The sequence below is a fragment of the Nostoc sp. genome, assembly GCF_036917465.1.
In the GTDB taxonomy this organism is placed as follows: Bacteria; Cyanobacteriota; Cyanobacteriia; order Cyanobacteriales; family Nostocaceae; genus Nostoc.
Genome location: NZ_JBALDL010000042.1, coordinates 1 through 23,994 on the forward strand (window position 1 = coordinate 1; position 23,994 = coordinate 23,994).

General features: G+C 42.8%; 20 protein-coding genes and 1 pseudogene. 7 read left to right on the top strand and 14 right to left on the bottom strand.

Features of this window, described 5'->3' with window-relative positions; genetic code table 11:
- The coding region (locus tag V7K38_RS08795) for a hypothetical protein (protein ID WP_334857086.1) at nt 1-185 on the top strand (185 nt) is incomplete at its 5' end.
- Between the two features lie 100 nt (nt 186-285).
- Here V7K38_RS08795 and V7K38_RS08800 read toward each other — a convergent pair.
- Genes V7K38_RS08800 through V7K38_RS08820 form a run of 5 tightly spaced genes read right to left on the bottom strand, consistent with a single transcriptional unit; the run spans nt 286 to nt 7,185 of the window.
- Nucleotides 286-693 (bottom strand): allophanate hydrolase-related protein, encoded by a 408-nt coding sequence (locus tag V7K38_RS08800; protein ID WP_334857087.1) that lies wholly within the window; start codon nt 691-693, stop codon nt 286-288.
- The gene (atzF, locus tag V7K38_RS08805; protein WP_334857089.1) at nt 690-2,081 is read right to left on the bottom strand and encodes an allophanate hydrolase; all 1,392 of its coding nucleotides are present in this window, start codon (nt 2,079-2,081) and stop codon (nt 690-692) included. Before atzF ends, V7K38_RS08800 begins: the two co-directional genes overlap by 4 nt.
- A gap of 28 nt (nt 2,082-2,109) precedes the next feature.
- Complete coding sequence (gene uca / locus V7K38_RS08810) at nt 2,110-5,706, bottom strand: urea carboxylase (protein ID WP_334857091.1); 3,597 nt, start codon at nt 5,704-5,706, stop codon at nt 2,110-2,112.
- A 46-nt stretch (nt 5,707-5,752) separates the two neighbouring features.
- A complete protein-coding gene (locus tag V7K38_RS08815) occupies nt 5,753-6,394 on the bottom strand; it encodes an urea amidolyase associated protein UAAP2 (protein ID WP_334857093.1) in 642 nt (213 codons plus the stop codon).
- Nucleotides 6,395-6,453: 59 nt separating this feature from the next.
- Nucleotides 6,454-7,185 carry an urea amidolyase associated protein UAAP1 gene (locus V7K38_RS08820; protein WP_334857095.1) on the bottom strand — a complete coding sequence of 244 codons (732 nt, stop codon included), beginning with the start codon at nt 7,183-7,185 and terminating at the stop codon, nt 6,454-6,456.
- 655 nt (nt 7,186-7,840) lie between these two features.
- On the opposite strand from V7K38_RS08820, the gene V7K38_RS08825 reads away from it, so the two are divergent.
- A complete protein-coding gene (locus tag V7K38_RS08825) occupies nt 7,841-8,515 on the top strand; it encodes a cadmium resistance transporter (protein ID WP_334857096.1) in 675 nt (224 codons plus the stop codon).
- A 386-nt stretch (nt 8,516-8,901) separates the two neighbouring features.
- Here the strand turns inward: V7K38_RS08825 and V7K38_RS08830 are convergent, their stop codons facing one another.
- The gene (locus tag V7K38_RS08830) at nt 8,902-9,219 is read right to left on the bottom strand and encodes a hypothetical protein (protein ID WP_334857121.1); all 318 of its coding nucleotides are present in this window, start codon (nt 9,217-9,219) and stop codon (nt 8,902-8,904) included.
- On the opposite strand from V7K38_RS08830, the gene V7K38_RS08835 reads away from it, so the two are divergent.
- Nucleotides 9,131-9,595: a pentapeptide repeat-containing protein gene (locus V7K38_RS08835; protein ID WP_334857118.1), complete on the top strand. Its 465-nt coding sequence runs from the start codon at nt 9,131-9,133 to the stop codon at nt 9,593-9,595. The genes V7K38_RS08830 and V7K38_RS08835 overlap by 89 nt on opposite strands.
- 77 nt (nt 9,596-9,672) lie before the next feature.
- Here V7K38_RS08835 and V7K38_RS08840 read toward each other — a convergent pair whose 3' ends face one another.
- Complete coding sequence (locus V7K38_RS08840; protein WP_334857097.1) at nt 9,673-12,207, bottom strand: single-stranded-DNA-specific exonuclease RecJ; 2,535 nt, start codon at nt 12,205-12,207, stop codon at nt 9,673-9,675.
- Between the two features lie 2 nt (nt 12,208-12,209).
- Nucleotides 12,210-12,449, bottom strand: a pseudogene (locus V7K38_RS08845) (GNAT family N-acetyltransferase); the annotation flags it as partial.
- Here V7K38_RS08845 and V7K38_RS08850 point away from each other — a divergent pair.
- On the top strand, nt 12,411-12,608 hold the full coding sequence (locus tag V7K38_RS08850; RefSeq protein ID WP_334857098.1) for a hypothetical protein: 198 nt from the start codon (nt 12,411-12,413) through the stop codon (nt 12,606-12,608). The pseudogene V7K38_RS08845 and the gene V7K38_RS08850 overlap by 39 nt on opposite strands.
- 24 nt (nt 12,609-12,632) lie before the next feature.
- Here the strand turns inward: V7K38_RS08850 and V7K38_RS08855 are convergent, their stop codons facing one another.
- On the bottom strand, nt 12,633-13,439 hold the full coding sequence (locus V7K38_RS08855; RefSeq protein ID WP_334857099.1) for a PD-(D/E)XK nuclease family protein: 807 nt from the start codon (nt 13,437-13,439) through the stop codon (nt 12,633-12,635).
- A 290-nt stretch (nt 13,440-13,729) separates the two neighbouring features.
- Entirely contained in the window at nt 13,730-13,969 is a 240-nt protein-coding gene (locus V7K38_RS08860; RefSeq protein ID WP_334857100.1) for a hypothetical protein, read from the bottom strand.
- A 739-nt stretch (nt 13,970-14,708) separates the two neighbouring features.
- On the opposite strand from V7K38_RS08860, the gene V7K38_RS08865 reads away from it, so the two are divergent.
- Entirely contained in the window at nt 14,709-18,233 is a 3,525-nt protein-coding gene (locus V7K38_RS08865; protein ID WP_334857101.1) for an NB-ARC domain-containing protein, read from the top strand.
- A 165-nt stretch (nt 18,234-18,398) separates the two neighbouring features.
- On the opposite strand, the gene V7K38_RS08870 is transcribed toward V7K38_RS08865, so the two are convergent.
- Together V7K38_RS08870 and def are read right to left on the bottom strand one after the other, a co-directional pair.
- Entirely contained in the window at nt 18,399-18,602 is a 204-nt protein-coding gene (locus V7K38_RS08870) for a hypothetical protein (protein ID WP_334857102.1), read from the bottom strand.
- A gap of 10 nt (nt 18,603-18,612) precedes the next feature.
- Complete coding sequence (def, locus tag V7K38_RS08875) at nt 18,613-19,176, bottom strand: peptide deformylase (protein WP_334857104.1); 564 nt, start codon at nt 19,174-19,176, stop codon at nt 18,613-18,615.
- A gap of 108 nt (nt 19,177-19,284) precedes the next feature.
- Between def and V7K38_RS08880 the strand changes: the two genes are divergently transcribed.
- Both V7K38_RS08880 and V7K38_RS08885 read left to right on the top strand, forming a co-directional pair.
- On the top strand, nt 19,285-20,187 hold the full coding sequence (locus V7K38_RS08880) for a cell division protein FtsX (RefSeq protein ID WP_334857106.1): 903 nt from the start codon (nt 19,285-19,287) through the stop codon (nt 20,185-20,187).
- A gap of 340 nt (nt 20,188-20,527) precedes the next feature.
- Nucleotides 20,528-21,337, top strand: coding sequence for a DUF3598 family protein (locus tag V7K38_RS08885; protein ID WP_334857108.1), 810 nt, complete (start codon nt 20,528-20,530; stop codon nt 21,335-21,337).
- Here the strand turns inward: V7K38_RS08885 and V7K38_RS08890 are convergent.
- Nucleotides 21,334-22,458: a sensor histidine kinase gene (locus tag V7K38_RS08890; protein ID WP_334857110.1), complete on the bottom strand. Its 1,125-nt coding sequence runs from the start codon at nt 22,456-22,458 to the stop codon at nt 21,334-21,336. The genes V7K38_RS08885 and V7K38_RS08890 overlap by 4 nt on opposite strands.
- A 35-nt stretch (nt 22,459-22,493) precedes the next feature.
- Nucleotides 22,494-23,804 carry an ATP-binding response regulator gene (locus V7K38_RS08895; protein ID WP_334857112.1) on the bottom strand — a complete coding sequence of 437 codons (1,311 nt, stop codon included), beginning with the start codon at nt 23,802-23,804 and terminating at the stop codon, nt 22,494-22,496.
- Nucleotides 23,805-23,994 lie beyond the last annotated feature (190 nt).

Genomic DNA, 23,994 nt, shown 5'->3' on the forward strand with positions numbered 1-23,994 from the left:
GTTTATGCACTGTCTTGAGTAAGAAAGGAAGGGGGAAACGTGAATTTTCAATCGGTTATAGCTTTGTTGCATCAGTTCTGGGGCGAGCGCGGTTGCCTGATTATCAAGGAGTGTTTTTAACAAATACCCAAATATATAGCGATCGCAATCAATGCCGTGTAATTTGCCGCAGTGGCAATTATTAACAGTAAACCAAAAAGTTTTTCCTAAAGAGCGATCGCATTAGTCACCAGATATCAATAACCCGCGATCGCACTCTTGACACAATAGGCGAGCATCCCAACTTTACAAGCTAGCAAGATAACTACGCCACCCGCCATACTGGGAAATGTTTTGCGCGTCGGTAATCGCATAGGATTCACACAAAAATCCTTTCACCGAAGAACCGTCTTCCATATCTAAGGTTCCAATCACCAGGGGTGGCGGTACTGCGGCGACAAAAGTACCAAAGCCTTCTGCACTCAGTTGCCAAACTTCTACTTCAATGCCTACCCCAGAACCATCGAGAACTTTTATTAATCCAGGTTTGGCTGGTTGGGTATTGGCAAGGGCATAAAAGCGATAGGTAGGGGCGGTTTTGCAGGTTTTTAGTAAGGTGGCATGGCGTTCTTGCAGTTGATAGTTTAAGGGCTGCCCAGTGAGATGAGCGCCAACAACAGCAATAGTAATCATGTTAGTAGATGCAGTTGTCATGGGTAAATCCTTATAGAAGTTGTTTTGCCATAAGTAACGCCCATCTGATGGTGATAGCGGATACCTAACTTACACAGGTCTGCGTCTTGAAAGCTTTGCCCGATTAAAGTAATGCCAGCTGGCAAACTATTAGCACGGAAGCCACAGGGAAGGGCGATCGCACACAAGTCCATTAAGTTGACAAAATTGGTGTAGTAGCCGAGGTTGGTGTTGAGAGCGATCGCATCAGCTTCTACTTCCGCTTTGGTATAGATAGTCCCCGTGGTAGGCAATGCCAAAATATTGACTTTTTCCCACTCTTGTGCAGCTTGTTGTTTGAGTGCTTCTAAAGCGTAAAAACTCTTGAAAGTATCTACTGCTGTGTAGCGCAAACCATTGCTAATGATTTGGCGGACAACGGGATGCATGGCATCAGCTTGAGTTTCAAAAAAAGATTGAATAGCAGCTAGCCTTTCTGCCACCCAAGCACCAGAGTAGAGTAAATTAGCAGCTTGGTGGAAGGGCTGAAAATCGATTTCTACAAGATTACCGCCGATCGCCTTTAATCTCTGTAATCCTTGCTCATACAAATCTGCTGCGGCTGCATCACCGAAGAACTGCAATTGATCTGCCTTGGGGACTCCAAAGAAAAATGATGATGGAATTGCTGCGGTTTGTGGTGGAATTTGGCGTGAATAACTATCGGTAGGATCAAAGCCACGGGCAACTTGCCAGACGATCGCAGCATCTTGGCAATTCAATGTGAAAATGGAGACGCAATCGAGCGAACGACAGGCAGGCACTACGCCAGACGTACTTAATAGACCTTTAGTAGGCTTGAGTCCGACAATATTGTTAAATGCTGCTGGAACTCGTCCAGAACCGGCTGTATCAGTGCCTAGTGAAAAACTCACCAGCCCTGCCGCGACTGCCACGGCAGAACCACAACTAGAGCCACCGGAAATATAATCGTCATGGAAAACACTGCTACAGGCTCCATAAGGCGATCGCACTCCAACCAACCCCGTAGCAAATTGATCGAGATTGGTTTTGCCGATTAAAATTCCCCCAGCTTGGAGTAAGCGATCAACTACCGTTGCCGTTTTTTCTGGGATATAGCTGTAGGCTGGACAGGCAGCAGTCGTAGGCATTTTTGCCACATCAATGTTATCTTTCACCGCAAAAGGGATACCGTAGAGAGGCAAATCATCAAGATTCCTGTCAGCGATCGCTTCAGCTTGAGCGATCGCCTCTGCTTGTGGTAATAGATGAATCCAGACGGCATCGTTTCCCCGTGTAGCAATCCGGCGATAAATTTCTTCAATGACATCCGTTGGTTGCAATTGAGCCGTTCGATAAGCTGTAAGCAGCGATGCAATATCTAAGCCGATCAATTCTGTTATACCCATTTAATTACGAATTACGAATTACGAATTATCATGCTTCTCCTCGGACGATCGCTAATATCTGTCCGGCGGTAACAAGTTGCCCAGGTTCGCAGAGGACTTCTACCACGGTTCCTGGATCGTCCGGTAACAGAGTCATTTCCTGTTTCATGGCTTCCAACACGATCGCACCTGTGTTTTCTGTAATGCGATCGCCTGGTTTGATTAACACCTGCCAGACGTTTGCCGTCGTTGGGGCGCTTAGGGCGTAGCAATCATCGGGAATAATAGTTGCAGCTGCTGGTGGAAGATTGGCTACGACGAGGGTACTTTCATCTTCGGCTGTGGCTGTCCAGCGATCGCGTTCTTCTCGAAAGGCAATTCGCTGCCGGGTTTGGCATATCGTCGTTTCTTGGGCAATTTCTTGCAAAAATTGTTGATAGTCACCGAATTTAAATGTGGTTTCTTCAACCTTGAGTTTGAACTTGCCTTCAATAAAATCCTCTCGATGGCGCATTAGCTGCTCGTGAGAAACTGGATAAAATCGAATTTGATCGAAGAATCGCAACAGCCAGGGTTTACCATCTTGAAAATCTGCGGTTCGTTTATAGCGATTCCACATTTGTACAGTGCGTCCGACAAACTGATAGCCACCCGGCCCCTCCATCCCATAAACGCAGAGATATGCACCACCAATACCAACTGCATTTTCAGGAGTCCAAGTCCGGGCGGGATTGTATTTTGTGGTGACGAGGCGATGACGCGGATCGAGCGGCACTGCCACTGGCGCACCAAGATAAACATCACCTAAGCCCATCACCAAATAACTGGCATTAAAGACAATTTCTTTAACTTCTGCAATGCTGCCCAGTCCATTAATCCGGCGAATAAATTCAATATTGCTAGGACACCACGGTGCATCTTTTCGCACCGACTGGATATATTTTTGAATGGCAAGTTGAGTAGATTCATCATCCCAAGACAAAGGTAGATGTAAAATACGGGTTGGCACTTCTAGGTTTGAAATATCTGGGAGATGAGATTCGATATTTTGTAAGGCGGTAACTAAATTTGATTGCGAAATGACACGGCTATCGTAGTGAATTTGGAGCGATCGCATTCCTGGCGTTAATTCCAAAATCCCATCAATGGGATGAGTTTGCAGATGAGCCATTAACTCATGCACCCGGAAACGCAACTTCAAATCCAGTACCAAATCTCCGTATTCAATCAGCAAGTATTTATCACTAGATTGACGGTAGATAACGGCAACTTGATCATCGGTTGCGGGAATTTCTGCCACAATCGCGTGATTTTCAGAACCGTCAGCCATCACAACAATCGATTCCCCCACTTCCAGCGTTTGGATTTGCCGATCCGACTGCAATTCTTGGTGCAATGCTTGCTCAAAGGTGAGGCGACGGAATTGAATTGTGTTCCCTGGTTTAAGTTGCCCAATTTTCCAGAGTTCTGCTTCTGCGATCGTGGCAGGGCAGACAAAACCGCCTAAACTTGGCCCATCCAAACCCAGGATAATTGGCATATCTCCGGTAAAATCCACTGTCCCAACGGCATAAGCATTATCGTGAATATTGGAGGGATGTAGCCCCGCTTCACCACCATCTTGTCTTGCCCAAGTCGGTTTTGGCCCAATTAACCGAATTCCAGTTCGCGCTGAGTTGTAATGCACTTCCCAATGAGTACTGAAAAAAGTCTCAATATCTTCATCTGTGAAGAAATCCGGCGCACCGTGAGGGCCATATAAAACGCCAATTTTCCAATGATTTGAGTAGATGGGAATCAATTCGGGGGAAATGGGCTGCGATTCTTGGGACGTGAAGGGATGCAATTTGAGGACATCGCCCACCTGTAAGGCTCTGCCGCCATGTCCACCAAACCCACCCAGGGTAAAGGTTGCTTTACTGCCCAAATAATCGGGGACATCAAACCCACCTTGTATACTAATATATGTGCGGAAACCATTACCCTGAATGCTGCCCAAGCGTAGGGTACTCCCTGCTTTTACCGGAATTGCCGTCCAATAGGGAATCGGTTGTTTATCTAGGGTAGCTTTCATCTGCGCTCCCATGAGGCAAATTACTGTATCGCAATTGAAGCGCAAAGCCGGGCCAGATAATGTACACTCCAACCCGGCTGCTGATTCTGGATTTCCTAAAATCCGATTGCCCAACCGAAACGCTAAAGAATCCATTGGGCCGGAGGGGGGTACACCAACATTCCAGTAGCCCACCCGTCCAGGATAATCTTGAATGGTGGTCATCGTACCTGGAACTAGCACATCAATTGTATTAGGGCAATAGGTAAAGCTATTGGTAAATTTCGTGGTAATATTACCCTGGCTAAACGTTGAATCGGCAACAATTTGGCGTAAATATTCCAGATTGGTTTCAATGCCATCGATGCGACATTGACCAAGGGAAGTTTGGAGAATAGCGATCGCATCTTTTCTTGACTCCCCATGCACAATTACCTTCGCCAACAATGGATCGTAAAACGGCGACACTTTTGTGCCAGTGGCAATCCAGGTATCGCAGCGAATCCCATCCGCAAACTGCACTTGAGTTAACTCACCAGAACTCGGCTGAAAATTTTTATTCGGATCTTCGGCATAAATCCGCACCTGAATCGAATGTCCTCGCGGTTGATACTGGTAGGATTCCAACCCAAGCGACTCTCCCTGAGCTTGGCGTACCATCCACTCGACTAAATCCACGCCTGTAATGGATTCTGTTACGCCATGTTCCACCTGTAGGCGGGTATTCACCTCAAGGAAATAGAACTGTTGGGTATCCACATCATAGATAAACTCAACCGTACCAGCCGATTGATAACGAATTCCCTGACCGAGTTTAATGGCAGACTTATACAAATGCTGCCGCAAAGCATCACTAATATTTGGTGCAGGGGCTTCTTCAATCACTTTTTGATTGCGCCGTTGCGTTGAACAATCGCGTTCACCGAGGGCAATGACATTTCCCTCACCATCACCAAAAATTTGCACTTCAATGTGCCGCGCCCGTTCGATGTATTTTTCTAAAAATACTCCACTCTGACTAAAGTTATTGCGACTTAACCGTTGGACATTTTCCAACAAGTCGGGCAAAGTGTCTTCACTCCGGCACAACTGCATTCCAATACCGCCACCCCCGGCTGTACTTTTGATCATCACAGGATAGCCAATTTCTGCTGCTGCCTGTTTCACCTCTTGCAAATTGTCTAGCAACAAACTACCGGGAAGAAGTGGGACTTTAGCAGCTTGTGCGATCGCTCTTGCTTCATGTTTCAGCCCAAATCGCCGCAGTTGATCGGGTGTGGGGCCAATAAATACAATCCCTGCTTCCGCACAAGCTTCAGCAAACGCTACATTCTCGCTCAAAAAACCATAACCGGGATGAATCGCCTCAGCACCAGTCGTCTGTGCTGCCGCTAAAATCGCCTCCATCCGAAGATAACTTTGCGCGGCAGCAGCATCTCCAACACAGACGGCTTCCCCAGCCGCAGCAACATGGGCTGCGTGGGCATCAACTTCGGAGTAGACTGCAACTGAGGCAATACCGAGGCGATCGAGGGTGCGAATAATCCGGCAAGCAATTTCACCCCGATTGGCAATCAAAACTTTGTTGAACATCAGCGTTAAATCAATCAACAACTGCACCCTACCACGTCTTTGCCCCTTACACTGCGTCCCAAACAATTAACCGGATTGGTGTGGGATTATAAGCATTGCAAGGATTGTTGATTTGTGGACAGTTAGAAATTAATACCATCACATCCATCTCTGCCTGTAAATCGATGATCTTCCCGGCTTCTGAAATACCATCGACAATTTCCAACGTGCCGTCTTCGTTAACGGGAACATTCATGTAGAAGTTCACATTGCTGACGAGATCGCGTTTGTTCATCTCGTACTTGCTCAGTTCCAGCAAGTAATTCTCGACACAAGCGTGCAGATGCTTTTTATGTAGCCCATAGCGCACTGAGTTGCTTTCCATACTACATGCTCCGCCAAGTGTATCATGTTTGCCACAGTCATCACGGATGACGGTCATCATTACGTTTCCTTCGTTGGAAATCAGATGAGTGCCAGTAGTAATGAAAATATTGCCTTGACGAACAATGGTATCAGGAGCGCTATAACGTTCGGAAGGATCGTAAGCGTTGTAAAATAATGTATCAACGGCTTGATTACCTAATAGATCGATAATCCGTAAAATTTGCCCTTTTTTGATTACTCTAGACCAGGGTTGACGGGCAGGCAATTGGCGATCGTAAATTGCTTTTGCTGGATCTAGTTCAATGGGTAATGTTGCGACCATAATGAGATTCCTGTTTTATTTTCAGATACAAAGAAATTAAGTTACAGATTTCAGCCCAACTACTCCTGAGCAAACAACGCATCAGTGTTAATGAAACCACGAATCACTTCTTCGTTTGCAGTGCGGCAGAGATCGTCTGGTGTAGGTGCAGAGGATTTCCAAACCGTAAGCTGAATTGGCTTAGGTTTATACGCTGTATCGGGGTGTAATACATGGGGACAGTTTGAAATAATCACCAACACATTCATTTCCGCCCGCAAATCAATAAAACTACCCGGTTTTTCATCGCCTGCAACATATTCCAAGTCTCCATTGGGATGCACTGCCACCCGGCTAAACAAATTGAGGTTAGGCATTAGGTCTTTTTTCGTTAAACCACGCTTACCCAAAGCTTTGAGAAAATTGTTGCGGGAGTTGTTGTAATCGCTTTCGCCATATTTTGCAATATTGCTAGCAGCATTGCTACAACCACAGATCAGATCGTGATAACCGTAGGTATCCTCCGTGATGGAGAATAGAATACGCCCCATATCAGAGTAAATTACCATACCCTTTTTCAGGAAAGCGTTGAACTGAATCTTGGCGGTATCTGCTACGTTCAGCCGCTCAATTGAGTTATCAGCGTTGTAGCAAATCATCGAAACGCCCTGAAAACCTTCCAAATCAGTCACACGCAAAGTATTTCCCCGTTTGATAACGTAATCCCAATACGCGCCACCAGGAAGCTTTTCATCAATTAAAATTAAGCTCGGCTCAATTGACCCCAGATTTGGCAGAATAGATGTTTGCACTATAAAATACCCCTGTTAAAGTTGGACGATCGGTTAAGGAATTGCCAAAGGCTCAATCTCTGGAATTGAAGAAACCACTGACTCAAATAACAAAGCCCAGGAGATTAGCAGTACAGTTTTTTAGTACTCCTTGTCACAAATATTATCTCCTTTACTGACTAACCTGCGGAATCTGGGTTGCAAGAGACTTGCAGCATCCTAAATTCCTGGGGGAAGAAGACGTAATTCGTATGCATGATGAACTCGCCAGTTTCGCTGACGAGTCGTTAAATATAGTTAATAAAGGCTTGCTAGACTCTGCGCTTTCCTTACCTCAAGCAACTTTTTGGGGAGAATATTCACATTAGATAGAAAGCCGAAAACAGATGGTAAAGTTATTAATCACTTTTATTTATCATTTTGAACAACAAGAGTATTTGATCTTATTTGGTTGCAAGCCATAATATTGACCTCATGAGCTCCCAAGGTACCTTGCTGAGAAAAAAATTACCAATTTGATTGGAGGCGATCGCCTCTACAAACTGGAGAACTGGCTGATGACTAGCGAAGCTTGATTGGTTGTCGTTAGGTAAAACAGTCAGACAATCTCATGAACTGCGCTCACAGCGAGAAGCAGAGAAGGACGAACAGCATTGAATTATCGTGAGTAACAATTATGACTTGGTTAATTAGCACATTAATTATTGGGATATCTGCTGCTTTTGCAACCACCTTTGATGACAATTTATACTTGACAGCTTTCTTTGGAAAAGTCAATCGCAGTTTTCGTCCTAAGCATATTGTTATCGGTGAATTTCTTGGATTCACCACGTTAGTTTTTGCTAGTCTTCCTGGTTTCTTCGGCGGTCTTCTGATTCCCACCACCTGGATTGGATTACTAGGTTTGCTTCCCGTCGCCATTGGTATTAGTAATCTCATCAGCCGAGAAGACAATGCAGAGACAGTGCAAGCTGTGTCAGTTGACTTAACCTCTCCTGTCAAATCTGAACGCCAGAAAAAATCACTATTAGCAACCATCCGCGATCCTCAAACCTACCGCGTTTCTGCTGTCACTGTTGCCAATGGAGGAAACAACATTGGAATCTATGTACCGTTGTTTGCTAGTAGCAATCTTCCAAGTTTGGGTGTAATTCTGTGTGTTTGCTACTTCACGGTTGGGGTGTGGTGCTTACTCTCTTACAACCTGACTCGTAATCCTCTCATGGCTCCCGTTTTAACTCGCTACGGTCGAAAAGTCTTCCCGTTTGTCTTAATTTACTTGGGACTCTCTATCTTAATTAAAAGTGAATCATATCGACTTTTACCTAGTCTGGCAATGCTTTCTAATTAGACATTAAGTGATGTCTAAGACGGGCTATGACGCTCTCTATGAGATGCTGTTCGCGTTCGCTATCGGTGTCGCAGATGAGGGCTATTCCCAGATAAGCTGTTGTGTTTTTAATTTGCACATTGAGACAGCAGGGGAGCAGAGGAGAGGGTTTACAGGTTTTACCTAAAAGATTATGAGGCAACTGGCGCGACAGCTTATAACCAAAAAATCACGCGATCGTTTCCCATCCGCAAAGATATTTCAATCACTTGAATTTATCAATTACAATCAAAATAATATTTGATGTTATCAATCATTTTATCTAAAGTGAGAATAAAGCAGATTATTGATGGCTCCTATAAAATCAAACCCACTACTAAGAATAATCACAGGAAGTAACTAATGAATCAATCAAATTCCAAAAAATTAACTCGGTGGCTCGTAACAGCAGTATTTCTGGTACTTGTAGCAGGATTTTCTCTCTTTGACCAGCCCAGCGTTAGAGCTTTAACACTAACACCTTTAACACTAACACCATCTATACCTACGGGGTCTAAAGTAGCTCCAGCAATATCTCCAGTTAAATCACCAATGCAGACTGTAACTTCCCCGGTAACACCTCCAGTTACATCGCCAATGAAGGCTGTAACTTCTCCGGTAACACCTCCAGTTACATCACCAATAGTGTCTGTAGCTGCAAATGTTAGACACTTATTACAAACCAATGAATGTGTTGGATGTAACCTAACTGGAGCAATGCTCAAGGACGCAAACCTGCAAGCGGCAAACTTAGAGGGCGCTAACTTACAAAATGCAGACTTAGAAAAAGCTAACTTACAGCAAACAAACTTACAAAACGCAAACTTTCAAGGAGCAGATTTAGGTAAGGTAAACCTTTTGGGAGCAAACCTGTTAGGAGCAAACCTATTTGATGCTGACCTAGAAAAAGCCAACCTGTTGGGAGCAAACCTGCAAATGGCTAACCTACAGGGCGCAGACTTGGAAAATACAAATCTCACAAATGCAAACATCCAGGGGGCTAACCTGATGGGGGTTGATTTGGAAGATGCTATCAGACCGGAAGGATTCGCTATTCAGTGATTAAACTGAAGTTCTCAGTGTAAGTTTAATAACAAACCTTAAAAGCCTGATTCACTAATGAATACAGGCTTTTATTTTTAACGGTTTGCACCCATATAATTGTCGGAGTTTGCGATCGCCATAATAGTAGATAAAGGCACTTCGGCAAAATACTGTTGCTGAAATTGTTCTTCTCGGACAGCAGCTAAAAATCTTGCCACTGCTGCATCAGTAAGGTTTTCTGCGCGATCGCTTGGATGCCAAGAAAATTGTAAATAATTGTCTTCTCGTTTGACTGTGAACCCTAAAGCTTTTAAAGCTTTGATTCCGACAATTAAGGTTTGGTCGCTGATGCCAATTTTCTCTAAAAGTTGGACGCGGGTAACTGGTTGATTTGTGCGACTGAGATATTTGGCAAGTCCTGCAAGAGTCAGCCAAATTTGATTGGGTGATTGGTGGTTGGGTTTAGACCAAGCGATCGCTAGTTGTTGATTGTCAAGCGTAGACGCGGAACGGCTTGTCGCTAGACATCGCCGCAACCAGAGGCGTAAATTATCCCAACTCGTGGGGCAATCTTCGAGAATCAATGCTGTTAGCGGGGCGTTTAGCCCGTCTTGAGTTGCCTGTTCTGAGTGTTCCTGATTCCGTAAGTCTAAGATAAGTGGTGTTAGCGGTAGCGGGGCGTTTAGCCCGTTTCGAGTGTTAAGTGCTGAGTCAACACTAGGACGCAGGGCAATTAATCTAATTTCATAACGTTTTTTGAAGGTGTTGTAGTCTAATTCGGCTATGCAATCACAGCTTCCTATAGGTAATTCATCTTTGTAGTGTCCCCACCATAAGCCAGGAAAAGCAATTTTGCTGGAATCATCCCGAATGTCAAACTCGGTTTTAATGTACTGTACTTTTTTCCCTTGCCAATCCTGCTGATTGCGATGCCAAGCATTCTCAAACCGGCAGTTTTGAATTAGCAACTTCGGAACAGGATTACCCATTCCACAAGGTTCTAGCACTTTCAGTTCTAAAAACAACTCTTTCCCCAAGTCTGCAACTGTTACCGTCAAGTCTGCTTGCACAGTTGGCGTTAAGGTTGTACTACCTAAAGATTGCCGCAACTGCTGATTAATCGCTGCTGTAAATAAAGGAATATTTTCCACCAACAAACTCAAACCTGCTGCAAAGGGATGTCCACCAAAGCGATGTAACAAATGTGCTTGGTCTTTCACCAGTTGGTATAAATCGACAGAATTCACCGAACGGGCGGAACCACGGGCGAGGGATTGGGGATTAGGGATTGGGGATTGGGGATTAGGGATTGGGGATTGGGGATTGGGGATTAGGGATTGGGAAGAGATTTCTTCAATAATTCCCCCTTGTCCCCCTTGTCCTTGATTGCCAGTCCCCAGTTCCCAGTCCCCAGCCCCTAATCCCTCTGTACTCAACAAAATAGTTGGGCGGCCTGTTTCTTGTGCCACCTGTCCAGCAACTAAGCCCAATACACCCGCAGGCCATTGGGCATCTTCTAGGACTATGACGCTGGTGGTTGATAAGTCTAATTGAGAAAGTTTTTGTGCTACTTGTGCCTGCACATCTTTTTGCAAAGATTTGCGCCTGGTGTTCGCAAGTTCTGTAACTTCGGCTAATTCGTGACAACGTTTGACATCTCGACTGGTTAATAATTCAACGCAAAAACCGGCATCACCTTGGATGCGGCTGACGGCGTTAATTCTTGGCCCCAAACCAAAGGAAATATCTGTGGGGCGATCGCCACTTTTCTGGCACAATTCTAATAATCGCCCCACCCCCGGACGGCGACGCTCTGCTGGCGGTTGTTGAAAATCTGCTTGCAGTCGTTGAATTCCCAACTGCGCCAAATAACGACAATCTCCATTTAACTGTACCAAGTCGGCAATTAATCCGACTGCTACTAAATCTAATAAATCTTCTAACGGATATTTTGCAATATTAGGCAGAGTTTGATACAGTGCCTCGACTAACTTATAAGCTACTGCTACCCCAGAAAGATTAAATAGCTGATGTTCCCCTGAAAAATAGCGGGGATTGATAATTGCTGCGACGGGTGGGCGTTCGGTGGGTAAAGTATGATGGTCTGTAACTATTACATCTATGCCTAACTGTTTGGCATAAATAATTTCCTCAATGTTCGTGCTGCCAGTATCGCAAGTAACAATTAATTTGCAACTTTGTTTTGCTAAATTATCAATCCCTTGATTATTCAATCCATGAGATTCTTTCAGGCGATTGGGAATATAGTAAATTAACTGAGTGTTTTGTGTAAAAAATTGCCCAAATCCATCCCAAAGTACCGATGTGGCAGTAATGCCATCAGCATCAAAGTCTCCCCAGATGGCAATTTTTTCTTTGGCGTTATATGCTTGTTGCAATCGTGCGATCGCTAAGTGCATCTCTTGCCCAAACTCAAAGGGACTCGCTGGTTGATAAGCTTTGTAGTTAATAAAAGCTGTTAATTGTTGATTATCTTTAATTCCCCGTTGCCACAATAATTGCGCTGCATACATTCCACTTGATAGGGGCGTATGCTGTTTCACCGCTTGGATGAACCACTCCGGGGGTTGTTCGTTTGCTGCTATAGTCCACTGCTGTTGTTCTAACATTGTTAAATCGGGGATTGATCCTCAGTTGTTTGAGATTCACTTACTAGAGGATTGAGGATTACTTCATTAGCGACGCTATCAGCTTTACGGGCGCGAATTGCCGGACGAGATCGCTTGTAACCTGCTCTTTCAGCTTTTTGGTGTTCGTAATCCATCAATTTGCCATAATATTCATGTTTGCTTAGATTCATCGACAAGAAAAGATGCTGGCGAGTATTGCCAAAACCTTTACGGTTAAAAAATTAGAAGTTGTGATATCTCTTGAGCAAGTTAATAAGAACTGGGATTTGCTTAATTTATTATTGAACGAAAAAAACGAACATTTACCGAGTCTAGTTCTTGCAATGAAAATGCTTTCAAATGCTTTAGATTTACAAAAAGGACTTTATATTACTTTTTAAGTTTCCATGAGATACAGGATAAAATCAAAGTGAGACTTCTTGAATGCTGTCAAAATTTGGCAATGAGTCTTTCACTGCTTCTTCATTCACTTGTATGCGATCGCGATCGCACCGTTTGGCAAACTGACAATAATCACAGGTTTTACTACCTTCCACCACTTGAGGAAACTGCTGGTTATTTTGGTAATTTTCTAGCCAATTAGTTAACTGATTTAATAGTTGATTAAGTTTCTTGGCTATTTGTGTATGTAGAACAGTATTGTAATTAAATTTAATATTCTGCGGTTTACCCTCAGATTGGACAAACCAATAAATCATCGAAATATTTTCTGGCGAATAATCGCTAGTTTCTGCCAATACATATAGATAAAGCCGTGTTTGCCAGTTTGACTCTAAATTGCGTTTATTGGGTGGTTTCGGATAAGTTTTCCAGTCGAGAATTTGCGCTTGTTGGTTATCTGCAATCAATAAATCATAGACAACCGTCAGCAAATAATCCTGAACTTGTAGAGTTCGATAGTGTTCACTCTCACGGAAAGTTTGATTATCAGATGCAGGCGTTAAAATTTCTGGGGCTGCATCGGCAAAAGCTAGCATCCAACTGTGGAGTTTAGCATCTGCTTCCAAAAAACCATCAATTGGTAAACCCATTTCTCGCTGCTGCATTAGCAAGTGAAAACGACTACCCAAAGTTTGCCGTTCTTCTTGTTCTGGATTTGAGGGCGAATTGAGTTTTTCGAGATAGGTATGTTGAAATTTACGCGGACAAACTTCTAGTAAGTTGAGTTGTCCTTGAGACAGTCGCAGTAGTTGAGTAGGAGTTAACAGCATTCTTCTATTTTAGAAGTCTTAAGGTAAAAAGGGCAGTTGGAAACCGCGTCTACACGAGACTTTACCCACCTCCATAGGCTCAAACAGTTGTCCGATGAGGCGAATTTTGTTTGTGTAGCCGCGAATGACCTTCGCCCTAGTTGTTATTTCAACTCGTCATCATCCGCCTCCTCTTGGTGATTTGAATGTCTCGTTTTTCCTTGGACTTGATGGAGCCATAGCTGTAAGCCATAGCCATTTTAACGATGTCAAAATATGCCGGTGAGCCTTGAATAGAAACCTTTGTTCTATTAACTCCAAGACTCAATAATCATGGCGATCGCAAATAGGCAGACTAGAGAAATTGCTATTCTCGCAATCCATATCCAGAGAAATTGGGATAAAAGTATCCCAACTATGATGTCAGCCCGAAAAGTTTGAGACACAACAAAGGCGATTGCAACGCCTAGCAGCGCTAGCAGAAAATACTTCAGTCCTCTGCAAAACCATCTGAACAGAAAATTATCGTTGTCTTTAAGACTGGGTTTCATAGTTTTTTTCCTGTTTTGAAAGTTGAATCTAGGTAGCAGGTAGCGCTTGCCTCCCCGACCACACTAAGGAAACAGCTAATACCCACAGTGTTCATCCCACCAAGTCAAGCTAAACAACAGTCCTACTTAAGAGTTAGAGTTGGAATGTCAACGAAGGTGGTCTTGATATTTACAGATAATGAAAAATTAAGCTCCTTAATCAATTGCCGGGGCAATCTTGATATCAAAATCAGGCGTTCAATGCCCGTAATCGCACATAAAGCGCACTACGCGCATTGAACCCTCGCAATTCTTGCAGACAATTTTGATGTTTGCTTTTTTCAGAATCGACGCTTTCAGCCTTTACTTCTTACTCACAGGACTTACGCAAAATTATGAAATATAACAGAGGACATATTCGCTGAAGGCGTTCCCATTCATCTAGGTGTCCGCGCTGCATGTCGCAGACAAGCCTCTCGTAGACAATCGTCGGAATCAAAGTTTCAAAAAGTTATTGCGTAAGTCAAGACTCACTAAGTTTCTTTTTTTGTCCGCAACCTTACTAAGTTACTTTTTCAGGCTACTGAACTCACTATAAAGTAACTTAGTTACTTAGGTCAAGGTAAACTATAGAGAAAATTATTTAACTAGATAAAATGCAATAAACGAGGCTGAAGTCTTAGATAAATGCTCACTTTTGGCGTTCGTGTTATCTCACCTAGTGAGTTAGCATTGGTCTGTAATGAGTATGAGTCTGAGTATGAGTGTCATTTCTGAAAAAGTTCTTTTAGCTTTAGCCCAAAAACATTGCTTGTCTCCCAGCGAGGTAGAGGTCTTTTTATATGCTGTTCAGGGACAATCGCCAAGTGCGATCGCTAAAGAATTGACTATTAGCGCCGAGGCTGTACGCAAAAGATTAAGCGAAGTTTACAAAAAATTTAGTGTTACTGGTAGCGGGCCAGGTAAGCTCACTAAGTTACAACAAGTTATCGAATCCGAATATCAAGTATCTTCACTGAATGATAAACCCATCGCCGAAAACCGCCAAGACTGGGGACAAGCGCCTGGTATCTGCGTTTTTTATGGACGTGTAGCAGAATTATCTCAGCTAACCCAGTGGCTAATTGAGGATAACTGCCAGATGGTGGCAATATTGGGTATGGGTGGAATTGGTAAAACTGCCTTATCTGTGAAATTAGCAAAACAAGTTCAAGATAATTTTGAATATCTGATTTGGCGAAGTCTCCGCAATGCGCCACCCGCATCAGAGATGGTGGCAAACCTGATCCGTTTTTTATCTGACGAGAGAGAAACGGAGTTACCAGAAACAGTGGATGGTAGAGTAACGCTGCTGATTAATTATTTACGAGAGCATCGTTGTCTTTTGGTATTAGATAATGTAGAGACAATTTTACAAGAAGGCGATCGCGCCGGAGAATATCAAGAAGAATATCAAGATTATAGTCAACTACTCCAACGCATAGGCGAAGAAACCCATCAAAGCTGCTTAGTGTTGACTTCCAGAGAAAAACCAAAAGAATTTGCCCCTTTAGAGGGGAAAGCATCACCAGTCAGAACATTGTCTTTACTCGGCTTGGGAGAAACAGAAGCACAAGAAATTCTCCAAGATAAAGGGTTATTTGGTTCACAGCAGGAATCGGCCAAGCTGATTGAAAAATATTCGGGTAATCCCTTGGCTTTGAAACTCGTTTCTGAGCCGATTCGGGAGTTATTTGGTGGTGATATCGCTGCCTTTCTTGCTGAAGGAGAGATAATTTTTGGCGACACCCGAAATTTATTAGACCAACAATTTGAGCGATTGTCAGAGACAGAACAAGAAATAATTTATTGGCTAGCAATCAAGCGCGAGTTAGTTTCTTTGGAAGAATTGCTAGATGATATTGTGCGTCCTTTGCCCAAAAGGGAAGTAATCGAGGCGTTAGAGTCACTACGGAGGCGATCGCTAATTGAGCAAAGAACCGCACTTTTCACCCTCCAGTCCGTGGTGATGGAATATATGACTGACCGATTAATTGAACAGGTTTGTCAGGAAATTACTACTGGTGAAATGAAATTATTTATGAGCCATGCTTTAATGGAAGCTACAGCTAAAGATTATATTCGCAATACTCAAATTACCCTTATTCTTAAGCAGGTTATAGATAGGCTATCAACTATTTATCGATTTCCTAAAAATCTGGAAACTCATCTATCTGAAATTTTATTTGATCTGCAAAAAAAATCTCCACAAGTGGCAGGATATGCAGGTGGAAATCTGCTAAATATGCTTTGTCAACTACAAATTGATTTAAGCGGCTATGACTTTTCTAATCTGACTATTTGGCAAGCATATTTACAAAGCGTGAATTTGCATCGGGTGAGTTTTGCTAAAGCTGATTTAGCTAAGTCCGTTTTTGCAGAAACATTAGTTAGTATTTCGTCAGTGGCATTTAGCCCAGATGGGAAACTTTTAGCTACGGGTGATGCCGATGGTAAGACTTACTTATGGCAAGTTGAAGACGGAAAGCTACTTTTTACTTGTACTGGACATAGCGGTTCGGTAAAATCAGTCGCCTTTAGTCCCGATGGTCAGACTTTAGCTAGTGGCAGTGATGACCAAACAGTAAAGTTATGGGATATTCAAGACGGTAAATGCCTCACAACTTTACAGGGACATAGTAATTGGGTTAGGTCAGTTGCCTTCAGTCCCGATGGTCAAATTTTAGCTAGTGGCAGTGAAGACCAAACAGTGAAGCTATGGAATCTCCACACGGGAAAATGCTTCAAAACCTTGCAGGGAAATACCAATAGAGTTAGATCGGTTGCTTTCAGTCCCGATGGTCAAATTTTAGCTAGTGCTAATGAAAAGCAAACAGTAAAGTTATGGGATGTCAGCAACGGAGAATGCCTCAAAATCTTGCAGGGACATAGCAATTGGGTCAGGTCAGTTGCCTTCAGCCCTGATGGTCAAATTTTAGCGAGTAGCAGTGACGACCAAACAGTAAAGTTATGGGATATCCACACAGGAAAATGCCTCAAAACTTTGCTGGGACATACCAATCGGGTCTGGTCGGTTGCCTTCAGCCCTGATGGTCAAATTTTGGCTAGCGGTGGTGACGACCAAATAGTGAAGTTATGGGATGTCAACACGGGAAAATGCCTCAAAAGATTGCGGGGACATGGTAATCGGGTCATGTCAGTTGCTTTCAGCCCCGATGGTCAAACTTTGGCTAGCGGTAGTGAAAACCAAACGGTGAAGTTATGGGATGTCAACACGAGAAAATGTCTGAAAACTTTGCAGGGGCATACCAATCGAATTCGGTCAGTTGCTTTCAGTCCCGATGGTCAAACTTTGGCTAGCGGCAGTGAAAAGCAAACGGTGAAATTATGGGATGTCCGTAACGATAAGTGCCTCAAAACTTTGGAAGGGCATAATAGTTGGGTGCGATCGCTTGCTTTCAGTCCCAATGGTCAAATTTTAGCTAGCGGCAGTGAAAAGCAAACAGTCAAATTATGGGATGTCCAAACCGGAAAATGCCTCAAAAGGTTACAGGAACATACTAATCGGATTAGATCGGTTGCATTCAGTCCTGATGGTCAAATTTTAGCTAGTGGCGGTGACGATCAAACGGTGAAATTATGGGATGTTCAAACTGGACAATGCCTCAAAACTTTGGAAGGGCATACCAGTTGGGTAAGATCGGTTGCCTTTAGCCCTGATGGTGAAACTTTAGCTAGTGGCAGTGAAAATCAAAAAGTCAGGTTATGGGATATCCACACGGGACAATGCCTGAAAATTTTGCAGGGACATGGTAATCGGATCAGGTCAGTTACTTTCAGTGCCGATGGTCATATTTTAGCTAGTGGCAGTGATGACCAAACGGTGAAATTATGGGATGTCCAAATGGGTAAGTGTCTGACAACTTTACAAGAACATACTAATCGCGTCTGGTCAGTTGCCTTTAGTCCCGATGGTCAGACTTTAGCTAGTGCCAGTGAAGACCAAACAGTAAAATTATGGGATGTCTATATGGGTAAATGTCTCAAAAGCTTGCAGGGAGCGAACTGGGTCAGATCAGTTGCCTTTAGTCCCGATGGTCAAACCCTAATTTGTGGTAGTCAAGATGAGACAATTAAGCTTTGGGATGTATTGACAGGTGAGTGCATAAAAACACTGCGATCGCCAAGACCCTACGAAAAAATGAATATCACGGGGGTAACGGGGTTAACCACAGCGCAGTTAGTAACGCTGAAAGCTTTAGGGGCAGTGGAAGATCGAGATTGAAGGGGACTGGGGATTGGGGATTGGGGATTGGGGATTGGGGATTGGGGACTGGGGATTGGAGGAAAACAGCCCTCTGCCCCCTGCCTTCATTTATAAAAATAAAAGGTAAAAGAATGAACTTTGCCTTTTCAATTCACCCTTTTACCTTTTTTATGTACCTGATGCTTACTTCATGTTAGCCCTTGCGTCCTTGACTGCGGCAAAGAAAAAGAATCCGGTGAGTGGAATGCTCAATGCGAGGATAATTGCCGTGACTTGGAAACCCAAATCTGGTCGTCCGTAACTGAGTTCAAAAATCGAACCGACAGCTGCGATCGCACTTACACAAGAACCACCCAGAAATAAACTGCTTTTTGGAGTTAAATACACTACTAGCCCCCTATGCTATTGGTTTCACCGCTTGATACGAGAAGCCATTCTTAGATAGCTCCTGGGCTAAAGTCAAGGAGTTTTCTACACGGTCTACAAATAGCACACCGTTGAGGTGATCCATCTCGTGCTGAATGCAGCGTCCTAAAAGGTCGTTAGCCTTTAATGTCCGAAGACGACCGTATTCGTCTTTATAGGCGATTTCCACGACTTCGGGACGCTTTACGTCAAGATATACGTTGGGAATGCTCAAGCATCCTTCTTCGGCAACAGAGATGTCGCGGCTGACTTGTTTAATAGTGGGGTTAATCAACACCAAAGGCGCATTAGCTGCATTCTCTGGTTCCAGGTCGATGACAATTAGTTGTTTGTGAATTCCCACTTGGGGGGCAGCCAAACCAATGCCATCTTTGCTGTACATAGTTTGCAGCATTTCACGCACCATTTGGCGAAGTTCGTTATCTACTTTAGAAATCCGCTTTGTAGCTTGACGTAGCACGCGATCGCCTAAATAATGAAGCTCCAAAGGTGGATTTTTTAACTTTTTTTTCTCTACAGCAATTTCAGAGGGCATGAGTCTCAATGGCTAGATGGTGAAAATTCGTAGTATTTTTATTCTATCAAGTTGGGAATTGGGAATTGGGAATGGGAATTATTAATTACGAATTACGAATTACGAATTATGTTTAAGTCTTTCACGAAACTTGACTACTTGCTCAAAGAAACTTTCCTGGGTTTATTGCGGGGAGGTTGGATGAATTGGGCGGCTGTAAGTACTGTTACGGTGTTACTGTTTTTATTTGGTTTGAGTTTGCAAACCTCTTGGCAAGTTGAAAAACTCCTTTATCAGTTCGGTAGCCAGCTAGAAGTATCAGTTTATCTCGAACCGGATGTACGGGCCGAAAATATTGAGCCACTGATTGCTAAAATGCCAGAGGTCGCGGCGATGCAAAGCATTACCAAAGAGCAAGCTTGGACTAAGTTAGTTAAAGAAATGAAAATCTCTGATATTGAGGGCGCTACCCAGCAGCTAGGTGAGAATCCTTTAGTTGATGAGATGAAGGTGAAAGCGCGTAATTCTCAGGTTGTACCAGGTTTAGCAACGCAACTGGCTAAATTGCCGGGAGTTGAGACGGTGGAATATATTGATGAAGCAGTTAAACGCATTGCCCAGCTGCACCGGGGGCTGAACTGGATTACTTTAACAATTACGATTATTTTGACCTTAACAGCGATCGCAGTGACTACAACCACAATTCGGCTGATTGTCATGGCGCGACGACAAGAAATTGAAATTATGCAACTGGTAGGAGCAACTTCTGCATGGATTTACCTACCATTTATTTTACAAGGAATTGCTTTTGGTTTAGTTGGTGGTGCGATCGCTTGGAGTTTTATTTCTGTGATTCAACAGTTTATCGCTAAATTGCTAGCCAATCAACCTGAATTTATTCAATTTATCACCAACGGCGTGCAACTCACTCCAACCCAAGTTTTACTATTACCCTTAATTCTCTTGAGTTTCGGTGCAACTGTAGGATTAATGGGAAGCTTATTTGCAGTCCGACGTTTTGCTAAAAATTAGTCATTTGTCATTTGTCATTGGTATTTGTCCTTTGAACATTTGGAATTTTCAAAATTTTAAATGAACAACTGAAGTTTTGGATTGAATGAATATGAAATTAAACTTAGAGGATGTTTTAAAAGTCCTCTGGTCGGTAACAAAACGTTTTAGATCCCCCTAAATCCCCCTTAAGAAGGGGGACTTTTAGAGACTTTGCCCCCCTTTTTAAGGGGGGTTGGGGGGATCAACAAGTGCCTAAAATTACAGCCAACCACTTTTAAAATATCCTCTTACATATCAACTTAGCAGGGCTAATCAAATGACAAATGAAAAATGACCAATAACCAATGACAAAATAGTTATGAAATCGCAATGGGAATGTTTTCTGCAAAATCTTGGTGTATGGGAAGGTTCATTTACCAATTTTTCTCCCCAAGGTACGCTTCTAAACGATACTTCTAGCCGTCTTTCCCTGGAAGGTTTGAATAATAACCAGACAGTGCGACTAACTTTGAGCCGTTCGGGAAAGGATGATGTAATCAGAGAATTTATGTCTGTGGGAGGAGGTCTGCTATTTTTTGAAAATGGTTCATTTTCTGAAGGTTTAATTCAGCTAGGGCCATTTTCCGAATTTGGTGCAGAACTCGCTTTTGTTCATGAAAATCGCCGCTTACGTCTGGTACAACTGTTTGATAAAAACGGTCATCTCAATGCACTAACTCTGATTCGAGAACATCTAGCTGGAACCCCAGCAACAGAACGTCCACCCTTGCAAATAAATGATTTGTTGGGAGAATGGCGAGGAGAAGCAGTGACAATCTATCGAGATTTGCGATCGCCTGATATTTACTCTACAACTTTGAAAATACAACTTGATGATGCTGGGCGATTAATTCAAAGTACCTCTTTTGGGGAACGCACAATTACCTCAACTGCTACTATCAAAGGTTCCATTATTCTCTTTGACCAAGATCCCGAAAAGCAAGTACAAGTATTATTCTTACCTGATGGCGCTTCTGTTACTTCTCCCCTCAAGGTGCTATTACGTCAATCCTTATTCTTAGAAGCGGGTTGGTTAATTCAGCCAAACCTCCGCCAAAGGATGATTCGCAGCTATAACGATAAAGGCGAATGGGTTAGCTTAACATTAGTTACTGAAGAAAAAGCTTAAATGTTCTTAGGTAGTTGCACAATAAATAAACTACCTTTACCTACTTCAGAGGCAACATTGATAGTTCCTGCGTGGCCTTCGACAATGCGGTGAGATAAATGTAGCCCTAAGCCACTACCAGAGCGTTTATGTTTGCCTTGGCGAAATCGCTCGAAAATTGTTGCCCGATCTTCGGGTGCAATCCCATATCCTGTATCTTCTACCTCAATTGTTACCGAATCTTGATTTCCTGGATGAGGTGATGTTTCAAAAATACGGATTGTTATGCCTCCTGTATCTGTAAATTTGATGGCATTTGCGATTAAATTGTTTACCACTCGCCGTAGTTCTAAGCGATCGCCCATAATAACAGCAGCATTTTTACTCACTGAGTCTAATTTACTGGTGTCTATTGTCAGAGTCAAACCTTTTTCAATGGTTAGAGGACTTAGTTCGTCGACTACTTCTTGAGATATCTCACGTAAATTGCATTCTTCCCAATTCAAGGTTTTTTTACCTGCTTCAAAGCGATAGACTTCTAACAGAGTATTCACCATGTCCATCAAATTTTGGTTACTGCGAATCATCACTGCGATCGCCTGTTTCATTTCCGGCGGAATTTTGCAGAATGTTTCCATCTCAAACAAATTCAACATTCGATCGGCGGCCACTAGGGGAGTTCGCAAATCATGAGTCAGACGAGAAACAAAGTCTTCCCGTTGACGGGCCATTTTTTGTTGTTCGTCTAGACTGTGCTTGAGACGTAATAGCGATCGCACCCTTGCCAGTAGTTCATCAGTATCAAATGGTTTGCGAATAAAATCGTCAGCACCAACATCCAAACCTTCGACAACGCTGGATTCGTGAAAGGCAGTAATCAACAGAATTGGAATATAAGAGATTGCAGGATTCTGCCGAATCCGACGGGTAACTTCATAACCATCTATTCCCGGCATCATCACATCTAACAAAATCAGATCGGGTGGAGATTGTTCAACTTGCCGTAAAGCTTTTATTCCATCTGAAGCTAAATCAATTTTATACCCCTCACTTTCTAAAATTGTTTGAACCAAAATAAGATTATCTTGAATGTCGTCAACGGCGAGGATGCGATAAATTTTATTATTTTCAACTACAGACATGATTTATCAATTTCTATTAGTTTTTCGGAAGTAATTTATATTTTAAATTTAGGATATCCTATTGGTGTTTGCCTAGCTTGACAAAATGACTGATGAGGATTTTTAGCAGAGTAAAAAATTCCGTTGTCATCTAACGCTATTCGAGCCTCGGTTGCTACATTCGTTAATGCGATTTGACGTGGCAATTCAATTTTAAACATTGAACCAATGCCCAATTTGCTCTCAAGAAAAATTTTACCACCCATCATTCGCACCAGGGAATCTACAATTGCCAAACCCAGACCGGTACCTGGATATTTACGAGTAATAGTTTGATCGACTTGTCTAAATGCTTCAAAAATACGTTTAAAATCTCTAGATGCTATGCCAATCCCTGTATCCCTAACAATAATTACTAGTCGATTTGCAGGTAGTTCTTGAAGCTCAACCCAAATCTCACCAGACTCTGTAAACTTAATCGCATTGGAAAGTAGATTAAGTAAAATCTGTTTGATCCGAACAGGATCGTTAAAAACCAAAGGATTTTGCAAATTCGTTTGCACTAACAATGATAGATTTTTGGCATCAGCTAGAGAACGCATTTCACCTACAGCGAGATTTATTATCTTTGATAAATCAAATTTTTCCGCCTTTAAATCTAATCGTCCTACCTCCAGCTTGGAAAAGTCGAGAACTTCATTAAGTAACATCAGTAAATGCTTTCCATTATTCAAGATGCGCTCAACCATATCCGCTTGCTGGTGAGTTAGTTGAGCAAACTTCGGACGCAGCAGTATTTGCGAAAAACCAATAATTGCATTCATCGGCGTTCTAAGTTCGTGAGACATAGTGGCTAAAAAATGTGATTTTAGCTGCGATGTCTCCAATAGCTTGAAGTTTTGCATTTGAATCTGTTGCTGTTGTTTCTCCAACTGCTGGATTTTAATAATGAGTTCCTCTTGTGCCAAAGCTGCTTGCATTTCCGCCCGATAAATCCGAATTGCACTCCGCAAAACCTGTGTCAAGTTTTCTGGAGATATCCTAGACTTAGAAAGATAGTCTGTAGCACCAGCTTTGATTAATTGCACAGCAATCTCTTCATCTCCTCGATCAGTTAAGATTACTAAAGGAACTTTAATTTCCGAAGAACGTAACTGTTTAATTAAGGTTAGTCCATCTTGGAGTGGTAAGCGATAGTCGAGGAAAATACAGTCATAAGCAGTAGTGTTTAAGGCAGAAAATGCATCATTGCTATCACTTACTTCAGACAGTTCCATTTGCACACCTCCTTCAGTCAGGGCGCGACGGATTGCCATCCTGTCTACTTCGTCATCGTCTACAACCAAAAGTTTCAGCGTCTCTTTCATCGGTTTTTATTTTTACCGCCAAACAGATGTTGATGTATATCATTTCTCTTTTCAGATTATCTAACTAAAGAATATAAAATTTTCGGACATCTAAAATCTGTAACTTGATTGACTAAGGTATTTCGCACAATACAATATCTAATACTTATAGAGATTTGCTATCATCTCTATAAAGTTAAGGGTTTCAGAA